Source organism: Nocardiopsis sp. TNDT3, from assembly GCF_003427465.1.
Taxonomy (GTDB): Bacteria; Actinomycetota; Actinomycetes; order Streptosporangiales; family Streptosporangiaceae; genus Nocardiopsis; species Nocardiopsis dassonvillei.
Map to the genome: position 1 here is coordinate 1 of NZ_QPFC01001085.1, position 1683 is coordinate 1683.

Below are 1683 nucleotides of genomic sequence, written 5' to 3' on the forward strand. Positions count from 1 at the left end.
CCCCCGCCGCGCGGCGCGTCCACCGGCCCCGGCGCGCGCCCTCCCCCGGGACGATCGCCCTCTACACGGTCTCCGCCCTGGCCGGAGCCCTCTGGCTCATCCCCCTCCTGTGGGCCTTCGCCACCTCGGTCAAACCCGAGGGCGAGACCACCGTCATGCCGCCCTCCTGGCTCACCGACAACGCCACCTTCGAGGCGTACGCCCTCGTGCTGGGGCGCGGGGACATCCTGCGCTGGACGGCGAACTCCCTCATCACCACGGCCATCGTCACCGCCCTCACCCTGGTGGTCTGCGTCCTGGCCGCCTACGGGTTCTCCCGCTTCGACTTCCGCGGCAGGCCGTGGCTGTTCACGCTCGTCATCGGCGGCATCCTCATCCCGCCGCAGACCCTGATCGTGCCGCAGTTCGTCCTGATGACCCAGCTCGGACTGGTGGACACCTACTGGGGTGTCGCGCTGCCGCAGGTGGTCGCGCCGGTGTTCGTGTTCATCCTCAAACGCTTCTTCGACGCCATCCCCCGCGAGTACGAGGACGCCGCCAGGATGGACGGCGCCGGAGCGCCGCGCGTCCTGTGGAACGTGATCCTGCCGCTGTCGAGGCCGGTCCTGGCCGCGGTCGGCATCTTCGCCTTCATCGGCGCCTGGAACAACTTCCTGTGGCCCTTCCTGGTCACGAACGACCCCGAGATGATGACGCTCACCGTCGGGCTGGGCACCGTGGCCGGACAGTACGGGGTCCAGTACGCCCAGGTCATGGCCTCGGCCGTGCTGGGAGCGGTCCCGCTGCTGGTCGTCTTCCTGCTCTTCCAGCGCCACATCGTCACCGGTGTGGCCGGAGCGGGCATCAAGGGCTGACCCCACCAACCACCCCGAGGAGAACGCATGCTCCGAGCCTCCGTCACCGTCGACCCGGCGGCCATCGTCTCCCCCGTGCACCGCCGCACCTTCGGCTCGTTCGTCGAGCACATGGGCCGCTGCGTCTACACCGGCATCTACGAACCCGGGCACCCGACGGCCGACGCCGACGGCTTCCGACGCGACGTCGCGGACCTGGTCCGGGAACTGGGCGTCACCACCGTGCGCTACCCGGGCGGCAACTTCGTGTCCGGGTACCGGTGGGAGGACGGCGTCGGCCCCCGGGACCGCCGACCGGTCCGCCGCGACCTGGCCTGGCACAGCATCGAGACCAACCAGTTCGGCCTCGACGAGTTCACCGCCTGGTGCCGCGGCCTGGACATCGAGCCGATGATGGCGGTCAACCTCGGCACCCGCGGCCTGGCCGAGGCCCTGGACCTGCTGGAGTACTGCAACCACCCCGGCGGCACCCACCTGTCCGACCAGCGCGCCGCCAACGGGCACCCCGAACCGCACGGCATCCGCATGTGGTGCCTGGGCAACGAGATGGACGGCCCCTGGCAGATCGGCCACCTCGACGCGCGCTCCTACGGACGCAAGGCCGGGCAGGTGGCGCGCGCCATGAGGATGGCCGACCGCGACCTCGAACTGGTCGTCTGCGGCAGCTCCGGATCGGCCATGCCCACCTTCGGCCAGTGGGAGGCCACCGTCCTGGAGGAGACCTACGACGCGGTGGACCACATCTCGCTGCACGCGTACTACGAGGAGCGCGACGGGGACCTGGCCGACTTCCTCGGCTCGTCGACCGACATGGACCGCTTCATCGACT

Annotated in this window: 1 protein-coding gene and 1 pseudogene; both read left to right on the top strand. The window is 70.5% G+C overall.

Going from position 1 to position 1683, the window contains the following annotated elements:
- The coding region (locus DQW06_RS24115) for a carbohydrate ABC transporter permease (protein ID WP_370449126.1) at positions 1 to 854 on the top strand (854 nt) is incomplete at its 5' end.
- 27 nt (positions 855 to 881) lie between these two features.
- A pseudogene (locus DQW06_RS24120) lies at positions 882 to 1683 on the top strand (alpha-L-arabinofuranosidase); the annotation flags it as partial.